The sequence below is a fragment of the Metabacillus kandeliae genome (genome assembly GCF_021166585.1).
Taxonomy (GTDB): domain Bacteria; phylum Bacillota; class Bacilli; order Bacillales; family Bacillaceae; genus Metabacillus_B; species Metabacillus_B kandeliae.
In genome coordinates, this window is the sequence record NZ_JAJOZE010000003.1 from 178,551 (window position 1) to 197,024 (window position 18,474).

17 protein-coding genes are annotated in these 18,474 nt (G+C 43.4%); 6 read left to right on the forward strand and 11 right to left on the reverse strand.

Annotation, left to right across the window (positions count from 1 at the left end):
- Positions 1-75: 75 nt before the first annotated feature.
- The 6 genes from LRR81_RS10095 to LRR81_RS10115 all read right to left on the reverse strand — a co-directional run bounded on the left by LRR81_RS10095 (position 76) and on the right by LRR81_RS10115 (position 5,264).
- Positions 76-1,887 (reverse strand): polysaccharide biosynthesis protein, encoded by a 1,812-nt coding sequence (locus tag LRR81_RS10095; RefSeq protein WP_231789240.1) that lies wholly within the window; start codon positions 1,885-1,887, stop codon positions 76-78.
- A 250-nt stretch (positions 1,888-2,137) separates the two neighbouring features.
- Entirely contained in the window at positions 2,138-2,902 is a 765-nt protein-coding gene (locus LRR81_RS10100) for a tyrosine-protein phosphatase (RefSeq protein WP_231789241.1), read from the reverse strand.
- A gap of 76 nt (positions 2,903-2,978) precedes the next feature.
- On the reverse strand, positions 2,979-3,686 hold the full coding sequence (locus LRR81_RS10105) for a CpsD/CapB family tyrosine-protein kinase (RefSeq protein WP_408631596.1): 708 nt from the start codon (positions 3,684-3,686) through the stop codon (positions 2,979-2,981).
- Positions 3,676-4,422 (reverse strand): YveK family protein, encoded by a 747-nt coding sequence (locus tag LRR81_RS10110; RefSeq protein ID WP_231789242.1) that lies wholly within the window; start codon positions 4,420-4,422, stop codon positions 3,676-3,678. Before LRR81_RS10110 ends, LRR81_RS10105 begins: the two co-directional genes overlap by 11 nt.
- Positions 4,423-4,595: 173 nt before the next feature.
- On the reverse strand, positions 4,596-4,730 hold the full coding sequence (locus LRR81_RS21235; RefSeq protein ID WP_269448591.1) for a hypothetical protein: 135 nt from the start codon (positions 4,728-4,730) through the stop codon (positions 4,596-4,598).
- A 390-nt stretch (positions 4,731-5,120) separates the two neighbouring features.
- On the reverse strand, positions 5,121-5,264 hold the full coding sequence (locus LRR81_RS10115; protein ID WP_231789243.1) for a hypothetical protein: 144 nt from the start codon (positions 5,262-5,264) through the stop codon (positions 5,121-5,123).
- 414 nt (positions 5,265-5,678) lie between these two features.
- Here LRR81_RS10115 and LRR81_RS10120 point away from each other — a divergent pair, with 414 nt between their 5' ends.
- From LRR81_RS10120 to LRR81_RS10130, 3 genes are all read left to right on the forward strand, one after another.
- Positions 5,679-7,271 carry an SWIM zinc finger family protein gene (locus LRR81_RS10120; protein ID WP_231789244.1) on the forward strand — a complete coding sequence of 531 codons (1,593 nt, stop codon included), beginning with the start codon at positions 5,679-5,681 and terminating at the stop codon, positions 7,269-7,271.
- Positions 7,264-10,014, forward strand: a complete 2,751-nt coding sequence (locus LRR81_RS10125) for a DEAD/DEAH box helicase (protein ID WP_231789245.1) — start codon at positions 7,264-7,266, stop codon at positions 10,012-10,014. Before LRR81_RS10120 ends, LRR81_RS10125 begins: the two co-directional genes overlap by 8 nt.
- A 223-nt stretch (positions 10,015-10,237) precedes the next feature.
- On the forward strand, positions 10,238-10,477 hold the full coding sequence (locus tag LRR81_RS10130; protein ID WP_231789246.1) for a hypothetical protein: 240 nt from the start codon (positions 10,238-10,240) through the stop codon (positions 10,475-10,477).
- A 3-nt stretch (positions 10,478-10,480) separates the two neighbouring features.
- Here LRR81_RS10130 and LRR81_RS10135 read toward each other — a convergent pair whose 3' ends face one another.
- Positions 10,481-11,125, reverse strand: coding sequence for a helix-turn-helix domain-containing protein (locus tag LRR81_RS10135; RefSeq protein WP_231789247.1), 645 nt, complete (start codon positions 11,123-11,125; stop codon positions 10,481-10,483).
- 179 nt (positions 11,126-11,304) lie between these two features.
- On the opposite strand from LRR81_RS10135, the gene LRR81_RS10140 reads away from it, so the two are divergent.
- The 3 genes from LRR81_RS10140 (at position 11,305) to LRR81_RS10150 (ending at position 13,921) form a co-directional block, all read left to right on the forward strand.
- On the forward strand, positions 11,305-12,198 hold the full coding sequence (locus LRR81_RS10140) for a phosphotransferase enzyme family protein (RefSeq protein WP_231789248.1): 894 nt from the start codon (positions 11,305-11,307) through the stop codon (positions 12,196-12,198).
- Positions 12,199-12,229: 31 nt separating this feature from the next.
- On the forward strand, positions 12,230-13,012 hold the full coding sequence (locus LRR81_RS10145; protein WP_231789249.1) for a GNAT family N-acetyltransferase: 783 nt from the start codon (positions 12,230-12,232) through the stop codon (positions 13,010-13,012).
- Between the two features lie 420 nt (positions 13,013-13,432).
- Complete coding sequence (locus LRR81_RS10150; RefSeq protein ID WP_231789250.1) at positions 13,433-13,921, forward strand: CBO0543 family protein; 489 nt, start codon at positions 13,433-13,435, stop codon at positions 13,919-13,921.
- Positions 13,922-14,070: 149 nt separating this feature from the next.
- Here the strand turns inward: LRR81_RS10150 and LRR81_RS10155 are convergent, their stop codons facing one another.
- From LRR81_RS10155 to LRR81_RS10170, 4 genes are all read right to left on the reverse strand, one after another.
- Complete coding sequence (locus tag LRR81_RS10155) at positions 14,071-15,168, reverse strand: major royal jelly family protein (protein WP_231789251.1); 1,098 nt, start codon at positions 15,166-15,168, stop codon at positions 14,071-14,073.
- Between the two features lie 129 nt (positions 15,169-15,297).
- The gene (locus tag LRR81_RS10160; RefSeq protein ID WP_231789252.1) at positions 15,298-15,981 is read right to left on the reverse strand and encodes an N-acetylmannosamine-6-phosphate 2-epimerase; all 684 of its coding nucleotides are present in this window, start codon (positions 15,979-15,981) and stop codon (positions 15,298-15,300) included.
- Positions 15,974-17,509: a DUF4127 family protein gene (locus LRR81_RS10165; protein WP_231789253.1), complete on the reverse strand. Its 1,536-nt coding sequence runs from the start codon at positions 17,507-17,509 to the stop codon at positions 15,974-15,976. The genes LRR81_RS10160 and LRR81_RS10165 overlap by 8 nt, the downstream gene beginning before the upstream one ends.
- On the reverse strand, positions 17,506-18,468 hold the full coding sequence (locus LRR81_RS10170; RefSeq protein WP_231789254.1) for an acetylxylan esterase: 963 nt from the start codon (positions 18,466-18,468) through the stop codon (positions 17,506-17,508). Before LRR81_RS10170 ends, LRR81_RS10165 begins: the two co-directional genes overlap by 4 nt.
- Positions 18,469-18,474: the final 6 nt, after the last annotated feature.

Genomic DNA, 18,474 nt, shown 5'->3' on the forward strand with positions numbered 1-18,474 from the left:
CCATCCACTTAACTATTAACACACTAAAATAGTCATCAGTAAGCAGCGATTTACTTACTGACAACCAGAAAATCCCTATATAACCAAGGTTTTCTCAACTCTATTGTTAGCCATATCAAGCAGTCTTTTTTTAATTTCAACATCTTCCAATTCAGTAAAATCTTCCATAAACTTAATCAATTTTTCTTCATTAATTAGAAGAGACTTACCTACATGTATTTTCGGAAACACCTGCTCCGAATGAACTTCATTCTCATTCAACAGCTCTTCATACATCTTCTCTCCTGGACGTAATCCAGAGAAATTTATTCCAATTTCGTCAGCCGTATACCCAGACAATTTAATTAGGTTTTTAGCAAGATCCACTATTTTTACCGGCTCTCCCATATCTAACACAAAAATTTCACCGCCACTTGCAAGTGAACCTGCTTGAATAACAAGACGGGATGCCTCAGGAATAGTCATAAAGTATCTAGTCATTTCTTGGTGAGTTACTGTAATTGGACCTCCTGACTGGATTTGCTTTTTGAACAGAGGAATGACGCTTCCCCTGCTGCCCAAAACATTCCCAAACCGTACAGCTACAAATTTGGTCGAACTTTTTTGAGAAAGATGCTGTATCATCATCTCAGCAAATCGTTTCGTGGCCCCCATGATATTGGGTGGGTTGACGGCTTTATCCGATGAAATCAAGACAAATGTGTTTACACCAAATGTATCGGCTGCATCCGCTACATTTTTTGTGCCAAATATATTGTTTTTCACTGCTTCTCTCGGATTGTATTCCATCAAAGGTACATGCTTGTGAGCGGCAGCATGATACACTACAAAAGGCTGGTACTGCTCCATAATTTCATATATGCGCCCACGATCTTGGATATCCGCAATGACTGGGATGATTTCTATTTTTTCTTGAAATGTATTTCGCAATTCCATATCAATTTGATAAATACTGTTTTCTCCATGACCTAGGAGTATAATCTTCGCTGGACTGAAGCGGCAGATCTGCCGGCAAATTTCAGATCCAATGGAACCGCCGGCTCCGGTTACTAAAATGATTTTTCCGGAAATCGTTCCTGTAATTCCTTCTATATCCAATTCTACGGGTTCTCTTCCTAATAAGTCTTCAGCTTTTACATCTATGAATTCATTTGAAGAAACTTTTCCAAGCATGATATCTTCCATCTTAGGGATCGTAAGAACCTTAACATTTGTTTCTTCACATTTTTTATAAATGTTGTTCAGCTCACTTTTATTTAATGAAGGAATGGCTAAAATGATTGTTTCGACTGATAAGTCGCGGCAAACTTCTTGTAATTCATCGATCCCGCCATCCACTGGAAGACCAAAAATTTGTAAATGCTGTTTCTTTTTATCATCATCTACAAACGCAACAGGTAATAGTTTTGAATGGCGATTAGTTAAAAGTTGCCTTGCTACCATTGTTCCCGTCATGCCTGCACCAACGATTAAGGTTCGCTTTTTATCAGTGGAAACCCTGTAATATACGTCTCTGAAGATCCTCCAAGATAATCTGGTTCCACAAATAAGGACCATATGAATTAGCCAAGTAATTCCAAGAATACGAATATAGATATCATGGAATACAATTTGTTGGAAAACACCCGTCGTAATAGCTGATAAGGAAACTGCATTAAAAATTGCGATAAGTTCTTTTATACTGGCATATTCCCAAGCTTTCTTATATAAACGATATATAGAGGAATAAACATGGTGAGACATTAGAAGAATGACTGAACTCCACATGATTGTCGGATTTATAAGCTCCTGTGATGGGTTAATAACAAAATAACTAAGATAAATAGCTGTAACAACGGTAAAAGAATCTAAAAACAACAAAAAGGCAAATCTTTTTCCATACGTCATTTAACCTTTCTCCTTTCAGGTTTTTGTTAATATTTACGTAATTATTAATTTACTGTTTTTGTAAAATGAGAATATCTAATGAAAGAACACATTGTGTTCTCTCATTAGATATTTCATTAAAAAATAAAATTGGGCATTCAACCCGCCCTCACACTGCACTAGCGACGAAAGCGTCTAAGGTTTTCACCCATAGTACAGCCGAGTGTCTCCTTTAATAGAGGCTAGGAGGCATCACCTATATATCTCTTACTTAAAACATTCCAAGAAATTTTTTACGCTTTATTCTTTCTGGAGTTTGTCTAATTAATGTCTGATTCCGAATCAACAAATCGGAATTTTCAAAAAAATAATAAGATGCAGGTACACCAAATTCATTATTAAGAACGCTCAAGGCATCATTCCATCTGAAAGAGCGGCTATTAGTGTTATGAGCATCTGACGCAATGAGATGGGTTAACTGGGCTTCGACGAGGTCTAATGAAAACTTTTTAATCTTTTTTCCAAAATGACCTGTAAGGCTGCCTGCTGTTACTTGAGTTAAAGTCCCTTTTTTTACCAGGTTATACAGTATATCTGGATTTTCAATAATTTCAGCATTTCTCTCCGGATGCACAATAACTGGTGTGTATCCTTTTAATTGAAGATCAAACAGAAGCTGTTCCGTGTACCTTGGAACATGACCTGACGGAAGTTCTATTAAAAGGTAGTTTGAGTTATTAACTGGCAAGATAACATCAGTGGCTAAATCCTCTAGCAGTTCCCCATAAATTCTGGTTTCCTGACCTGGAAGAATCTCTAATGGAATCTTTTCTTTCTGAAGAGCGATATTGAGCGACTCAACATTTGCCAGAATGGAAGATTTATCATTATTGAACGCCCCGTTTTGATGATGTGGCGATGCGACAAGTTTTGTGATCCCTTCATTTACTGCTGCTCTAGCCATTTGAAGTGCATCTTCCAATGATTGTGCACCATCATCCACCCCTGGAAGGATGTGGCTATGTATATCAATCACTTAAAGTCCCTCCTTATGGAATATATGTTAAATTGATATATTAGCTAGGTAAGGAACTATGGGGGACAAAAAGGATTTAAGCCTTTTTGTCGCCATAATAATAGTAGTAACTAGCATCTTCTTGCTTTTTATTATTTAATACTGCTCCCAGGAGCTTAGCATTGGCATTCTGCAGCTGTTCTTTTGCCTTTTTAGCTCCTTCGATTTCTGTTTTTCCGCTGCTGACTACAAGGACAACGCCATCTACTAAATTGGCTAGCACTTGAGCATCTGTTACAGCCAGAATTGGAGGAGAATCAAAGATTACCAATTCGTACATCTGCTTTGCTTCTTCTATGAGGGCTTTCATGTTCTTTGACGCGAGCAGCTCTGATGGGTTAGGCGGTATTGGTCCGCTTGACAAAAGATCTAGATTATTCTGCTTAGTAAGGTGAACGGCTTCCCTTAACTCTGTTTGCCTAGTAAGTACATTTGTCAGACCTGTATGATTTTCAGTTGCAAAGGTGTAATGAGCTGTCGGCTTTCTAAGATCGGCGTCAATCAGCAGCACCCTTTTCCCCTGCTGCGCAAACACGACAGCGAGATTGGCAACAGTAGTGGATTTTCCTTCTCCGGGTCCAGAAGATGTTACTACGATAGTAGAGAGATCACTGTCTACATTGGTAAATTGTATATTTGTTCGAATTGTCCGGTACTGCTCGGCAACAGGAGATTTAGGCTGTGTCATCGAGATTAAGCTTCTGTTTTGCAGCTGAAAAAGCTGTTTTCTGTCTTTACGAGCCAATGGTCTCACCTCTTGTTCTTTGCATGGAAGCCTGGTTTGCTTGGGTATTCTGCTGACCGTCATCCTTGATTTGTGTAATGGATCCCAGTACCGGCAGCTCTAGTAATCTTTCAATATCCTGCTCATTTTTAATCGTGTTATCCAAGTATTCCAGTAAAAAGGCAAGTCCAACTGCTGCCATTAGACCAACTACAAATGCAATGGCCATGTTCAAAGCAGGTCTAGGTTTTACAGGTGCTTGGCTGTCTGCCACATCCACGGGAGAAAGAATACTCACATTGTCAACGTTCATAAGGTTCTTAATTTCAGATTGAAAAACAGTCGCAATCGTATTTGCAATTTTAGTTGCCCTTGCTGGACTTTCATCTTCCACAGTAACGGAAAATATTTGAGATTCCTTTTCGCTTGCCACAGTAATCTTATCGGTTAGAGTTTTTAAGGTTTCGGGTAACTTCAGTTGTTCTTTTACTTTGCCCAATATTGGTGCACTTTTAATAATGACGCTATACGTGTTGATAAGCTGTACATTCGTTTGCACCTGGTTGTATTCATACATTTGCTGATCATTTTTGGATTGGTTGACCAAGATCTGAGTGGATGCTTCGTATACTGGTGTGAGGAAAAAGTAACTGACGATTCCGCTTGTTGCTGTTGCGAGTGCGGTGATTAGTATAATAAGAGAAAGGCGTTTCTTAAGTGTCTGAAACAGCTCTTTTAAGCTGATTGTTTCTTCCATGATGACCTCCGTTTAGGTGAACTCAAAAGCACACTCATCATTATATTGGAAATATCGTCTTATATCTACATAAATTAACAGATAGACGGTAAAATTTACATAAACCTTAAGCCACCTTTCGAAAAAATATTATATTAGTATAAAAGTAAAAAAGACCTACTATCAGGTCTTTTTTACATTTTATGAAATAAAATTGTCCCTATTGCTACTATTCCGATGCAGATGATAACGGCTGCAACAGTAACCATTTTGCTTTTTAGTTGTTTTTTTCTTTCCATTTCTTCTGGTGTAATCCAATGACTATTCATTTTGTCCCCCTTAGAGCCGCTTATCATTCTGGTTGGCTAAGCCAATTTTCCAGAATCCATTTTCTCTTTTATAGGTTCATTTTTCTGTACAACTACCACTGGTGTCCTTTACCGCTTTTATGTTTTTAAGTCTCTTTTTGAGGTAAGGTTCGAAAGGTACTAGGGATATTTGTCGGACAGTGTCGATGCGGCTAGTTTTTTTATCGGAAAAAATTTTAAAAAATTTAATAGGTATTTTGAATTGTAAACCCGAAATGTAACGCAAATTTAACTTTTGCGGTTTTTTCGGCATTTTTCGTCATGTTGCGGTGTGACTAAAAAAGACCTTTTGGATATTTTAACCACTAAAAAACCCGCCGATTCCAAATCAGCGGATTGCCCTTCTCTCTATCAAGAAGCATAAACTTTCTTTATTTGCAGAATAATCTCTTCCAACATTTCTTTTGTTGTGATCTCATTTGTGTGCTCGCCTTTCTTGTAGGCGTGCATGAGAATTTGCAGAAAATCTTCTTGCTTGATCTGTTTGGCATCCATTTTACAAGATTCCCTTTCATGTTACAGTTTTAGACAGCTCTGCATGTTGCTTATTATAATAAGAGATTGCGAGGTTGGCAATCTTCCTTTAGACCCTTCCGACAAGTCCTGATTCTTATCTCCCCGATTTTTGACGCTTTGAAACCTTTGGTAGTTGGTTTTTTGTGCGGTATAATAGAAGAATTGAATAACTTTGTCTAAATGGTGAACATTTACTGAAAAGCGGAGGCGCCTCGTTCAGCCCCGACAAGCATAAGACGGGCATCTGGAGAAAGGCGGTCTTTCCTTTCTCTGGATGATCGGCTTATGACCTCGAGGGGCTAGGCGCCGCAGCTGGATCTGGATTCCCTTAACCATCTTGGGAAGAATCGCTTAAAATGGTACCATTTGCTATATCGGAAAGGAGCATGTTGCATGCTTGATAGTGAGCTTTCGAAGGATACGGTGCTGCATGCGGCTGAGCAGGTGAAGGAATACCTGTCTCCGAATGAGGAGGAGCATCGCGCTTTAATGAAAAAAGGCATGATACTCTACAGGCAGGGAAGTGTCTTTAATGTGAGAACTTCCCCATCACTTGTCAGAGCAAAAGTGCAGGATGTCACCCCTGTGTCATGCGAGCTTGATTTGGAATTTTTTCTGGCGAGTACGTGTTCCTGTCCAAATCCCGGGTTGTGCAGGCATTTACTCGCGTTGTTTCTATATGTATATGCAAGCTATGAAAGGGTGGGAACGTTCCTGGACTCGTGGAACAGCGGCCGGAGCACCCAAATTCTCGCCCAATTTCAGAGAGCAAAGAGGACAGAAATTGACGATGCTTCGCTTGATAGCTGGTACGCGTTTTTTGAAGAGGAGTACAAGGATTACCGAGACGGCAAAAGTCTTCAGACAGCTGCAGGCCATTATGAGGTGTTTTTTGACCGCTTAAAGCGGAAAGCACCTCAGAAGGTGGAGATTAAGCGGTTCTTCATTATACATGCGGCTGTTTATACGGTGCTGACTATTTTGGATCTCCTGGCTGAAAAAGAGAAGATGCACCAAAATGAATATTTGGCAGAGGCCTACATCTCAGAGCTTGAAAAACGAATCTTGACAGAGCTCGGTGAAATGAAGCGCTATGCCATGCCATTTGCGCTTGATCCATTGCTTGATGAAAGTGTGGAGCGTTTCCGTGAGCTTTTGTTTCACTCCAAGGAGCTTCAGTTTGAACGGTTCAGTCTGTACCGTCATTTGTGGAATGGGCTTTTGAATAGAGAGAAATATATCAGCAGAGAGCGGGCGGATTTGGAAGAGAGACTGGCAAAGCTTGATGATTTTGCTTCTGAGTGCAAGCTAGGTTTGGCGCATCTTGATTATCTGCAGCGCAAGGATGAAGCACTGGAGACGTTTTTGGAAGAAGCAGGACCAGATCTTTTTCCGTTCACTTTTGACTGGATGGGAGATTTGACTGCCCGGAAGCAGTGGAAGAGCCTTTCGAAGTGGCTGGATTATGTGTATAGCAATGCCGGCGAGTTTTTCGCTGCTTCGATGCCATTTAATGAGAAGCGCAGAGCGTCAAGCTTTCTCTTGACTATTTTTCAGGAATATTCTGTTCAGACCAAGGATGAGGCAGCCTACGAAAAAGGGTGCCAGGTGATGCTTCCGTACAGCTTTTCAGAATATGCTCATTTCCTCGCCTTCCGCAAGCAGTTCAAATCATGGGCTGAGCTTCATTTATTGATTGGTTTTTCAGTGGAAGATATGGATAAAGAAATGCTGCGTGCCGCAGAGAAGGAGGCGCCTGAGTCCCTCCTTCCGATCTACCACCGCTATGTGTGGATGGAAATTTCCCAGCGGAACCGGCAAAGCTATAAACATGCGGTCCGGAAGATGAAAAAAATTAAAAAAATCTACGAAAAGCTAAAAGCAAAAGAAGAGTGGGAAGACTATCTCGCAGCCATGCTGCAGGAGCACAAGCGGCTCCGTGCTTTTCGGGAAGAATTGGTGAAGGGGAAGTTGATTCATGCTTAAAACAGTCTACAAGCTTCATATCGAACCGGCGGAAACCTACCACTATTCCATCTCGTGCAGCAAAGAGGGAAAAACGGTATCAGCCGAGGAAATGCAGCGCAGCCTGTTCACATGGCACCGCTCTTCCCGGCATGGTGTTTCGCTTGAAAACATCAGCTTCATTGGCATCCCCTCCTATTTGCTTTCCCCCTGGATGCTTGCGGAGCTGATCGGAGCCAGGCCGTTTAATTCCTTCGTAGAGGTGGAAATTGAGGCTGACTCTGCGCTGATTGCGGCGGCTGAAAAGGTGTATGACCTCCTTTCTGACTGTGATTTTATGCCTGATTTTCACGCCTGGCAGCACCAGCAGATTGGCTGGAAGCCGAAGGAAGAGCAGCTTGAGGGCTTTGAAGCAGAGTTCTTCAACGCAGCAGCGGCTGATTTTCTGGACCGTGATCAAAGTCTTCGGAATGCCTGGAAGGCTGTCCTTGACGCCCATCCTCCCCTCTCTCATTTTGAAGGGCATTTTCTTGATGAACAGGACTGGCTCGAGAAAATCGGCTGGATTCTTGATGATACACCGTTTACGATCGGCCTTCGCCTGAACGAGCCGGATTACGATGGCGGTGAGTGGCGGCTTGAGCTGATGCTTCGCGATAAGGTACTGGAGGACAATATCCGGGTTTATGACGGCAAGAGCTCCCTCCCTGCCAAGTGGAAGAAATACGCCGAGAAAATTGAGCGCGAGCAGGAGCGTTTTAAAGAAGCTGTTCCATGGCTTTCCTTTACAAGCGGCACAACACTTGTCAGTGAAGAGGAAGCATGGCAGTTTCTGACTGAATCGAGCGAAATGCTAGTGAATATGGGAATTGAAATCCTCTTGCCGTCCTGGTGGCAGGTTGTGAAAGAATCACAGGTGCTCATGCGGGCAAAGGTTTCTTCCACACCGCGCGGCCCATCCTTTTTCGGCATGAACTCGCTGATCGATTTTAACTGGCGTTTTTCCACAAATGGAGTGGATTTTTCAGAAGAGGATTTTCTGCAGCTTGTAAATGAAAAGCGGAGACTTGTGAATTTCAGAGGCCAGTGGATCAAGCTTGATCCGGCGTTTATTCAGCATGTGAAAACGGTGCTGAAGCGCGCAGAACGGGAAGGGCTTCATTTTTCAGACGTCCTGGTGCAAGAGCTAGCGGAAAATGAAGAAGAATCACAGGATGAGGAAGCGATTGATCCTCGGATCTTTGCCGGCATTCAGATTGAACTGAACCAGCAGATGAAAAAGATGATTCATCAGCTCACCTCCCTGCAGAATATTCCTGACTATCAGGTGCCGGAGAGCTTTCACGGTATGCTGCGGCCCTACCAGCAGCAGGGTGTAAACTGGCTGCTATTCCTAAGAGAGCAGAAGTTCGGCGCCACCCTTGCTGATGACATGGGACTCGGGAAAACAATTCAGATGATCGCCTACTTTTCTTATTTATTTGAAAAAGAAAAGCCGGAGTATCCGGCCCTGATTGTTGCGCCGACCTCTGTCCTCGGCAACTGGCAGAAGGAAATCGAGAAATTCGCCCCTCATTTAACGGTTCACCTCCACTACGGACCGAACCGGGTGAAAGGTGAGGGCTTTGAGGAGAAGATGAAGCAGGCGGATATTGTGCTCACTTCTTACGGGCTTGCTTCTTCTGATGTGGAAGATGTAGCGGCGATGAAGTGGAATACCATCTGCATTGATGAAGCTCAGAACATTAAAAATGCCCACACAAAGCAGTCCCGCGCAATTCGGCAGTTGAAGGGGCAGCATCATATTGCTCTCACCGGTACACCGATGGAAAACCGGCTGACAGAGCTCTGGTCGATCTTTGATTTTACCAACCACGGCTACCTCGGAACACTGCACGGCTTTCATAAGCGGTTTGTGCTGCCGATTGAAAAGGACCGGGAAGAAGCAACCGTTGAGCGTCTCCGGAAGCTGATTCGTCCGTTTCTGTTGAGAAGAACAAAACGGGATGAACAGGTTGCCCTGAATCTTCCTGAAAAACAGGAGCAGAAGGAATATATTCCGCTCACCGTCGAGCAGGCTTCCCTTTACGAGCAGCTTGTGAAGGATACATTTGAACAGGTCTCCCAGCTCGCCGGCATGCAGCGGAAAGCTTTAATTTTAAAAATGCTCGGCAAGCTGAAGCAGATTTGCGACCACCCAGGTCTTTATTTAAAAGAAGATCAACCGAGGAAGGTTGTGGACCGCAGTCTGAAGATTGAAAAGCTGATGGAGCTCATAACAGCGATTCGCGAGCAGGAAGAAAGCTGCCTCATCTTCACGCAGTATATCTCAATGGGCAACATGATGAAGCAGCTCCTGGAAAGAGAATTCGGCAGCGAAGTCCTGTTCTTAAATGGCAGTGTGTCTAAAACAGACCGTGATAAAATGGTCGAGCGGTTCCAAGGGAAAGAAGTGCCGATTCTCATCCTCTCCTTGAAGGCAGGCGGCACAGGGCTGAACCTGACAGCGGCGAACCACGTCATTCACTATGACCGGTGGTGGAACCCGGCTGTAGAGAATCAGGCAACAGACCGCGCCTACCGCATCGGCCAGGACCGGTTTGTTCACGTGCACAAGCTTATTACGACAGGGACGATTGAAGAAAAAATCGACGTGATGCTCGATAAGAAGCAGTCGCTGAACGAAGAAATACTTCAAAGTGAAAGCTGGATTACCGAGCTTTCGACTGATGAATTAGAAGAGCTGTTTACTTTGAGTGTGTAGCTTGGAGGGATAGATTGTGGCAGAGGTGAAGAAGACGAGGAAGAAAGCAGCAAAACCTGAGAAGCCGAAAAAGGCTCCGGAGTGGGAGGAGCTTTATCGGATTGCGGGGAAGAAGGCTGTCGGGTATCGGAAGTGAAGTTTGGGCAGTGCGGCTTGGGTCGTGCTGCTTTTTTTGTTGGTTTTTTTACTCTTAAGAATAGGTTGGCTGGCTGGGCGGACAAAATTGAGTTTTATGGAGAGAAAACTGAGTTTTGGCTCTCAAATGCGGGTCGGTGAATATATGGGGCGTTTTGGTGAATATATTTCTACTTTCGGTGAATATGTAAGGGGGTTTGGTGAATATGATGGCTGTTTTGGTGAATATGGAGAAGGACTATCATTAATATTTACATTTCCTCCTTACAAAACACAGTTTCTGAGCTTCAAGGGGTTACCATTTTCAGCTGAATCAGTTCTTCCATGAATTTTAACGCTGGATGACATCAAATTCATCCACCTCTCCGCCTTCTATTGCTTTTTTTCTAATGTCTTTTATATCAAGTTCAATTTGTGAAGCCTGCGCTTTGGTGATCTTGAAGTGACTGGACGGAATTTTCCAATGCCCTCCATCTGTCTTATATGCACCTGGAAATTTCCCTTTTTCACACATTCTCCGAATCGTTTGGTCAGAAACACCTAATATGATGGAAGCTTCCTTAGGAGAAATTCCTGCAGCTTTATTGCTTGGCTTCTCTTCTAACGTAATTAGATTTGCTAGCAATTTTTTTCTTAGTTCTTCTTGGCTGTCATCTAGAATTTTCGAGATGAGTTCTAGATAGTCAATAATGGCTAGCTTTGCATCTAATTTTGTATTCTCATTTTCAAAGCTACTGGTATTCATTAACTGTTTTTCAATTTCCATAAATTTTTCCGCATCTTCCTTTTTAAACGGATTAGGCGACGGATTGATGGAGTGTATTTCTTCAATCAAGTTTGAAAATGGTGTTCCAGTTAACGTATTTTCAATTGCTAATTTAATAAGTGTCTTGGACTGATCAAAAAGTTCCTGGCTGGATAAAGTCCAAATGGCGCTCCAAAGGTTTTCATGATCCTTCTCGATCAAACGATACATTTCTCTACCTCCCTTACCATAATAATATCCATATTTGATCGAAAAATACAACATATTCAACATTCTCAACAAATTTAACATTTTAAGATATAGGTCCATTGATTGATAAATCTCGACAAAAAACTACGAAGGATTCCTTTCATTTAAGTCGAAATAGTAAAAGTCGAGGGGGAATGTGGATGAAGGATCTATTTTTTGCCAGGCAATGGGACTTGACGATCAGTGAAATGAAGCCTGTCTCGCAGCGGGTATCTGTCTTTATTCAGTCTACGAGATCAGTTTATATTATAAAGCAGAAGCAATCGATCGAAGGAATTTTGGCAGAAACGAAGCTGGCCGAGCATTTAAGCGGCAACCTGCCTGTGCCGCTGCCCATTAAAACGGTTCATGGAGATTACTTTGCAGAATGGAAGGGTGAGCTGTACTGCTTGTATCCTTATTTGGACGGCCAAACTTTGAGTGCACAAAAGAGCCTCCAATCGCCAGGCTTGTTTGGGCAAACGTTTGCCAAATTTCATAAAAAAACAAGAAGATTTCAAAACGGCCAAAGCAGTGATTTTTACGAAACCGTTTATGGCTGGGCTGCAAAAACCATCCTCGCAAAAGACCCATCACTATCTAAAGCCTTCTTTAATCTTGAGCCTCTGCTGAAAAAAGCCAGCCATCTGCCAAAGCAGCTGATTCATCGTGACGCCCATCCATCGAATTTTCTTTTTACAGACAGCGAACTGACAGGGATTCTTGACCTTGAACTAGCTGAGGAAAATATACGTATTTTTGATCTATGCTATTTCTGTACAAGCATTTTGTACGGAGTTTATGCCGATGAGAGCTTGAGAAATGAGTGGCTTGCCTTCCCCGGAAAGCTTCTGCATCATTATGAGCAGGAGAACCCGCTGCAGCAGTCAGAGCTTGAGTTTATATGGGTGGTTCTGCTCGGCGTGCAGGCTCTTTTTATGGCAGATTTCCTGTCAAATGATTCTCTTTATGAATGCAATAAGGATATGTTTCTTTGGATTCTTGAGCACAAAGAAGAGATTTTGGCCGGGGTCCGGGAGATTTCCAGGGTTTAGCTGAAAAATCGTACCAAAGGAGAACCGCACCATGCTAAAAGACATCACAAAACTAGACTTCGCTTATCTCGAAACCTTCACCAATCGCATTGATACTTCCTGGGGTGCTTTCTTCTGCAATGAAGAGCATCCGAATTATTATGATGCCAACCATGCTTTTATTGCTGAAGCGCCTGCCAATCCGGGGTTGGCGATTGATGAAGTAATACGCTTCTATCAGGAAAAGAACCTGATGCCCCGCTTTTATCTTTACCAAATCGACAAGTTGGGGCCATTTATAGAAGAGCTGAAAACACGGGGATTCGGGTATGAATCTTTCATCTCCCCTGTTCAGCTTTGGAACAATGAGGTGATTCAGCTGCCGGAGGATCCAAACGTGACGGTTGAAGTCGCTGGACCTCAGCAATATGAAGAAGCACTTTCCATCAAATGCAGCATTGAGGAATTCGGCGGCAGGGAAACGATTGAAAAAGCCTTCAAAACTCAGTTCGAGCACCCAGCTTTTACCCACTACCTGCTCCGCTACAACGGAACAGCCTGTGCAGCAGCCTGCCTTTTTGAACATGGTAATCAGGCGAGATTAGAGAGTGTTGCCACGCTCTCTTCCTATAGAGGAAAGGGGCTTGTCGGACACTTGATTCGTTTTATCCAGCAGGAGACAGTTAATAAAGGGATTCAGCAGCTTTGGGTGCTGCCGATTAATGAACAGATTGAGAAAGTTTATGGAAAGTACGGGTTTGATACGGTGCTGAAGATGGAAACCGGCCATGCGTTCAGGGGCGGGCGGAGTATTTTGGAGATTCGGGGAAGCTGAATGAAAACAGGAATCAAATTCTTAAACAGAAAAAACCCAGACCTGATAGTTCTGGGTTTTTCCATTATTGTACCTGTCTGGTTGAATAAAATGAGAAGCTTACCTCATTATCCAACTGCAGTCATTCATTGATTCTTTTGAATAAAGTTAGGGTTCAAGAGCAAAATATTGTTGCAGCATTAAAAGAAAATGGTGGTGATATTGATGCGTCGCAGTAATAATAACACTTTGTTTGGGGTAGGAATAATTGCTATTCTTTTAACATCTATTTACACTGCAATTTTAGCTTCACTGCTTCAAAAAACGAAGGAACGGGTTGATTATCTTTATCATCAGGAACGTTCTAATAGAAATAGATAAATTTGGCGATGATTTCATCGCTTTTTTTATTTACTGCATTATATTACGGAGGTGCTGAACATGGGCAGAAAATTTGAAAAAAACCTTATAAAATGGCTTTATTTCTTTGGTATTGGTTCCTTTATTTACTTGATTAAAAAACCCCTTGCAAAGGATTGGCTCTTAGTTTTCTTTATAAAAAGCTATTATGCCTCATTGGTCGATAAATTGGTTGTACATAAAGGTTATGTTAAATACCCCACCCGATCTCCAAGAACAGTTAAAACAAGTTTGCTGTTTGATTACCTGCTTTTCCCCATTTCTTGTGTTTTTTATAATCAGCTGACGAAAGATTCCCGCATCCATCAGTGCCTTTTAAAAGTGCTGTATTTCAGTGTACCGATGACGATTACTGAGCTATGGCTGGAAAAGAATACAAAGCTTGTGAAATATAAAAAGGGATGGAATTGGAAAACCACTTTTTACTCGCTTTCTTTTTCTTTTTTATTAGTCAGATTTTCAATGGCTGTTATAAGGCACCTCTTCAATAATAAATACGATTTCTCTTAGATGGAGGCTTTAACATAAGTTCTACCAGAGCATTCAGGCTGAACATTTTTTCTGACAATCATCTTCATATTATACAGCTTTGAATTTACCCACGTTATAAAAAAGTCCCAGGAACAGTTTCAAGACAAAACTGTTCCTGGGAAACCATTTTATGAAAAGGGGCGAGCAGGAAATTCACCGATTTTCATACGAAGTAAACTATAAGGTTTCTGCCGCAGGTCCTTTCCATAATGAAATCTGGGCTGCCGGTGCAATTGGTTTACAATGACATACAAATATTGATCAGGACCAATTGAAAACGTATCAGGCCACAGTATTCTTTGATCATGTGCAATGGTTTCCATGCGGCCATTCGGATCTATTTTACGGATACTGTTGTTTTCATAATCTCCCGCATAAACATTTCCCTTTGCATCAGTGATCATTCCATCTGATGCCCCTTTTTCTCCCCAATACTGCACCTGAGAAGATAACTCCTTGTCAGGGATATTTCTGTCTCTCAGGGCTTCCGTGGAGATCGAAAATAAATGACGGCTTGTCAGGGGAGCATAAAATAACTTTTTTCCATCCGGAGAAATCGCAAGACTATCAGACGCCAGTCTAAATGGAGAAGTTGAACCGTCTTTGTTTCGGTTCATTAAAATCCGGCCTTCTACTTTTGGTAAAAAATAAGGGTCGGGCGAAGTGGAAGTTGCCCCATTTAACCGTCTAAACGCGTTTCCATTTGATAAATCTACGACGATAATCGCTCCTGGTCCTTTGGAGGAAGAATCCGTTATATAGGCATAACCAGCTGTTCCCACACGGTAATCAAACCGGACATCATTCAGGTAGGTTGTTGCCAGGACAACATCTTCTGTAAAAGTGTAGACTCTTCTAATTGTATTGGTGTTTAAATCAACAGCGACTAATTTTGCTCCGCCTATTACAGGTTCGGAAAAATTGGGTGCCGCTGTATCTAAAATCCAAAGTGTTCCCCTCCCATCAGCTACAACACTTTGCACACTGATGAACGTCATTTTGAGATTTGCGGGGTTAACCACATTACTTTGCAAATTGGGATAAGGCTGCAATTTACCCCCAACTATTTCCGCCACTGTGAAGGCAACATCGTCTCCCCATTTCGGAAAGCAAACGAAAATGCGGCCAGTTTCTGAAACAGTCACACCAGTAGGCATAGCCCCATAAAATGCATGAACTAATTCTAAATTGCCGAAATATCTTTCACTAGGCAGCATATGTCTCAAGTCCTCCTCAGCCTTTTAACGGATACACCTATATATGATTTGTATTTTTCCAAATGCCTGTTTCCGAGTAAGTTTTTCAAAATTAAATAAAGCAGGTCTAAATCATAAGCGACTTAGCCTGCTTTTTTGTCATGCTTTTTTGATTTCACTCATAAACCGTTCCGTAATCTGCTGCGGACGGGTAATAGCGCCGCCTACGACCACTGCATGTGCACCGAGTTCCAGAACCCTTGCCGCCATTTCAGGTGTGATCACGTTTCCTTCGGCGATGACGGGAACCTTTACCTGCTTTAGAACGTCTTTCAGGAATTGAAAATCATCGTGATACAGCCTTTTTTCTGCTGTTTCTGCTGTGTAGCCGACCATGGTTGTCCCAACGCAGTCAAAGCCGAGCTTTTCCGCCTGAATGCATTCCTCAAGGGTGGAGCAGTCTGCCATCCATTTCTGCTCTGGAAAGCGTTCTTTCAGCGTTTGCATGAATTCTGGCAGTTCTATGCCGCCCGGACGGGTTCGGTTTGTCGCATCAACGGCAATGAGGTCTGCTCCGATTTCAGCGATTTCCCGTACTTCCTTTAAGGTTGGGGTGATGTAGACACTTGATCCCTCGTACTCCCGTTTGATGATGCCGATAACTGGAAGCCCTGTGTATTCTTTGATGGCCTCGATATCTGCTGTGCCATTCGCCCGGATCCCGCAGGCGCCTCCCTGTTTGGCTGCGTCAGCCATTTTCTTCATGATGTCTGCTCCGTGAAGCGGCTCGTCCGGAAGCGCCTGGCAGGAAACGACGAGTCCTCCTTTTATTGTTTCAAGCATGGTGATCCTCCTTTTGTGCAATTTCTACTAGGATGCCTGTTTCAAACATTCTGTTCCAAGGGGCATAGGTTTCAAGCTTACTAATCTCTAAATCTTGGAAGCTCTTTAGGATAGTTCCGCGGAAATGCTTCAGCAGCTGTCTGTCCCGCTCCTTATTTACTTCATCCGCTTTGTCATGCAGATTGAAGTAATCCAGTCCTCTTTCCGGCAAGAAGTCTTCTGTCATCTTCATTTTGATTTCTGCTTGATAAAAATAGTCATCGAGCAGATGATAAATTAGATTTTCCTTGATCTTGTCCCCTTTGCCATTCAAGGCGATGACTCCCTGGCAAATTGTCGTCCCCAGTGTATTGCAGTTCGTGTTCCATCCTTTATAAGAAACAAGCTGATCCAGAAACTGCTCTTCGTCAAGCATGGTAATCCATTCCCTGTCGCCGCCGTTAGCAAAAGCCGCATCAGCTGCAGCGACCTTTTTTCCTTTTTGGAGAAGTGACTTGATCTGATCTGTGAAAAAGACGAGATTCCGGAAGCTTGAATAAGTGATGTCCCGGGTATCCTGCTCCCAGGATTCCTGCATGATTCTCCCTGGTACATTGTAGGCGAGCACCAAATCGGCATTTTCTTCAGAATCCGTCAGTTCGCAGCCAGCCGCAAGCACATGCGCCTTAAGGCTTTCGGCAAAAGGGCGGTCCTCGTACATTGGAACAAGCTGCGGGCCGAGCGTGCTGCTCCAGACAGGGAAAATCTTCGGCCTGATGCCTTTCCATTCGCAGTATGCGCGGGAAAGAAGCGTTGCTCCCGCCTCATCAGCGCCCGGATACATGTGGACCTTTTGCTGAAGCCGCAATTCTGCCCGCTTTCTTACCGCTTTTTGCTGATCCATCGCTGTATAGCCGAATTCCGCACTGTCATCCTGAGGGATGGCTAAAAAGGTGAAGACTCCTTCTTTCGCGAGCTCAAGCATCTGAAGGTTCATGGAGGCGTTAAAAGCCCTTCTCGTTTCATAGTCTTCTATGTATTCCTTTGGCAGCTGCTGCTGAATTTCTTCCAGCTTTTCTGCCTCTTCTTCTGATAAATCTTCTCTTGATGCTTTATCCATTAAGTAAGCGCGAAGAAAAATCTCTCTTCCCCACTGTTCATAGTAATCCGGTTCCTCGTCACTTGATGAGTACTTTGGCGTTCTCATGATTAGGTGAAAAGCATAGATGGGGAGCTCAGGATACGCTTGACGCAGGGAGCGGAGCCGTTCTGTCCATCTCTCCGCCGCTTCTTCCTTCAAATGATGAAGCCGGGAAGGCAGCAGCCCGCCATAGATGAGCATATCAAGGCTTAAAATCAGAGCATCCGCTGATTGGGCTTCCTCTTCTATCCACTTCCAAAGCTGCTCTTGATCAGCGGCTATCTTCTTTCTTCCGAGCCATTCCCTCTTTGGCAAGAGTAGAGAGATCTCCTTGGAGGAGCCGGCAATGCGCTCTACAACATCAGTGTTGCACGGGCGTTCATCCAGCGGCAGATAAAGCATCTTCATACTGTTTCTCCGAGGACAGAAGCAATAAAAGCTAATTTTTCTTCTTCATGAAGCGGCGACAGCCCGTGGGCGCATTCCGGGTAAACTTTGATCTCTTTTTTCCCTTCTAGATGGTAATAGAGGGCAAAGCCGGTTGATGGCGGGCAAATGTTGTCCTCAAGGCCGATGCCAAGCATCACAGGGCAGCTGATCCGGCTCGCGAGATTCATACAATCCACATAGCTGAGTGTTTTGTAGATTAGTTCCTCTGTTTGATGAAGCGGATCATGCACTTTGAAGTAGTGGTAGATTTCGTTGTATGGTCCTTCTGTTGCGAGCTCTACGGATCTCCTGAAATCAGTTAAGTAAGGAATATCCGCGCAGGCGAGCAGGAGATCTTTTTGCAACGCTGCGGCAGCAATCGTCAGGGCGCCTCCCTGGCTTCCGCCTTCTGCTATAACGGCTGTTTTTCCTGATAGTTCTCTGATCACGTCAACGCTTCTGCAGGCATCCATATACACATGGCTGTAGTAGTAGTTGTCAGGGTTTTTGATGCCGAGCGTCATCCAGCCGGCAGAACCCCCATTTTCATAGGTGTTGGAGTCAGGCGATAGAAGATTTTGTCCCCTTACATCTACTAGTAGAGCCGGAATCCCCTGAACGGCATATTTAAAGGCATGGTGCGGCACAAAGCCGTTCCAGTTATAGCCGTGGAACATGACTGCAGCGGGTGCTTCAGCGTTCGTGTGCAGTGGCTTTACATAAAGAGCATGGATGCGTGAATTGCGGAAGCCGTCAAAATACAAGTCATAGACTTCTACCCCTGGTACGGCGTAATCCCGCTTTTCAGCTGAAACATTCAAGGGCATGCCGGCGCTTTCTTCTATTCTGGCATCCCAGAAGGAATCAAAATCCTGCTCCTTTGTTTGCTGCGGTTTGTAGGCTTTCAGCTCGCTGAGCGGAAGATCATACAGATTCATGGTGCT

Bases quoted from the DNA above. Each gene is read 5' to 3' on its own strand.
- LRR81_RS10095 (WP_231789240.1), bottom strand. From the start codon at position 1,887: ATGACGTATGGAAAAAGATTTGCCTTTTTGTTGTTTTTAGATTCTTTT.
- LRR81_RS10110 (WP_231789242.1), bottom strand. From the start codon at position 4,422: ATGGAAGAAACAATCAGCTTAAAAGAGCTGTTTCAGACACTTAAGAAA.
- LRR81_RS21235 (WP_269448591.1), bottom strand. From the start codon at position 4,730: ATGAATAGTCATTGGATTACACCAGAAGAAATGGAAAGAAAAAAACAA.
- LRR81_RS10115 (WP_231789243.1), bottom strand. From the start codon at position 5,264: ATGGATGCCAAACAGATCAAGCAAGAAGATTTTCTGCAAATTCTCATG.
- LRR81_RS10120 (WP_231789244.1), top strand. From the start codon at position 5,679: ATGCTTGATAGTGAGCTTTCGAAGGATACGGTGCTGCATGCGGCTGAG.
- LRR81_RS10125 (WP_231789245.1), top strand. From the start codon at position 7,264: ATGCTTAAAACAGTCTACAAGCTTCATATCGAACCGGCGGAAACCTAC.
- LRR81_RS10135 (WP_231789247.1), bottom strand. From the start codon at position 11,125: ATGTATCGTTTGATCGAGAAGGATCATGAAAACCTTTGGAGCGCCATT.
- LRR81_RS10140 (WP_231789248.1), top strand. From the start codon at position 11,305: ATGAAGGATCTATTTTTTGCCAGGCAATGGGACTTGACGATCAGTGAA.
- LRR81_RS10145 (WP_231789249.1), top strand. From the start codon at position 12,230: ATGCTAAAAGACATCACAAAACTAGACTTCGCTTATCTCGAAACCTTC.
- LRR81_RS10150 (WP_231789250.1), top strand. From the start codon at position 13,433: ATGGGCAGAAAATTTGAAAAAAACCTTATAAAATGGCTTTATTTCTTT.
- LRR81_RS10160 (WP_231789252.1), bottom strand. From the start codon at position 15,981: ATGCTTGAAACAATAAAAGGAGGACTCGTCGTTTCCTGCCAGGCGCTT.
- LRR81_RS10165 (WP_231789253.1), bottom strand. From the start codon at position 17,509: ATGAAGATGCTTTATCTGCCGCTGGATGAACGCCCGTGCAACACTGAT.
- LRR81_RS10170 (WP_231789254.1), bottom strand. From the start codon at position 18,468: ATGAATCTGTATGATCTTCCGCTCAGCGAGCTGAAAGCCTACAAACCG.